General features: G+C 64.4%; 1 protein-coding gene. It reads right to left on the minus strand.

Annotated elements, in window-relative coordinates:
• Window positions 1–1123: DEAD/DEAH box helicase family protein (locus ZRA01_RS20310; protein ID WP_246093805.1), on the minus strand; the 1123-nt coding region annotated here is incomplete at its 3' end.
• Window positions 1124–1139 lie beyond the last annotated feature (16 nt).

Here is a 1139-nt window from a genome sequence, read left to right on the forward strand (position 1 = left end):
GCAGGCGCACCCACTGCATGATCTCCTTCTGCGCCTCGGACTTCTCCACCTGCTTCTCGTCGTACTCCTTGCCGTTGTTGGCCAGCTTGAAGGCGAGCTTGTAGGTCGTGTAGTTCTTCAGCACATCAAGGATGAAACCCTCCTCGATAGCCTGGCGCATCGAATACACGTGGAAGGGTTGGGGCAGGCCGTCGGTGTCCTTGCGACCGAAGAGCTCCAGCGTCTTCTGCTTGGGTGTCGCGGTGAAGGCGATATAGGTGAGCCCCTTGTCCTGGGCCGCCTTGGCCGACATCTGGGCGGCCAGCAGCGCCTCGGTGTCGATCTCGCCGCCATCCTGGAGCTCGGCCAGTTCATCCGCCGAGAGCACCTGCTTGAGCTTGGCCGCCGCCTCGCCGGTCTGCGAGCTGTGGGCCTCGTCGGCGATGACAGCAAAGCGCTTGCCCTCGGTGGCTGCGAGTTCCTGCACCGCCTTCAATGCAAAGGGGAAGGTCTGGATCGTGCAGACGATGATCTTCTTGCCGTCCTTCAGCGCCTGGGAAAGCTGGGCGCTCTTGCTGCCGTGCTCATCGGTGATGGTCGCCACCACGCCGGTGGTGCGCTGGAAGTCGAAGATCGCCTCCTGCAGCTGGTCGTCGAGCACCGTGCGGTCGGAGACCACCAGCACGCTGTCGAAGAGCTTGCGGTGCGACGCGTCGTGCAGGTCGGCCAGAAAGTGCGCCGTCCAGGCGATGGATTTGGTCTTGCCGGAGCCGGCGGAGTGCTGGATCAGGTAACGCTCGCCAACGCCATGTTCCAGCACATCAGCCACCAGCTTGCGGGTCGCGTCGAGCTGGTGGTAACGGGGAAAGATGACGCCGGTGAGCTGCTTCTTGTCGTTGCGTTCACCGACGAGGTAGCGGCCGAGGATCTCCAGCCAGCTGTCCCGCTGCCACACCTCCTGCCACAGATACCACGTTGCAAAGCCGAAGGGGTTGGGCGGGTTGCCGGCGCCGCCGGCGTTGCCCTGGTTGAAGGGCAGAAAGGTGGTCGCCGTGCCGGCCAGCCGGGTGCTCATCATCACCTCCGACTGGCTCACCGCAAAATGCACCAGCGCGCCGCCGGGGAAGGCCAGCAGGGGTTCCACCAGACCGCCCTTGGGT

The organism is Zoogloea ramigera, from assembly GCF_006539865.1.
Lineage (GTDB): Bacteria > Pseudomonadota > Gammaproteobacteria > Burkholderiales > Rhodocyclaceae > Zoogloea > Zoogloea ramigera.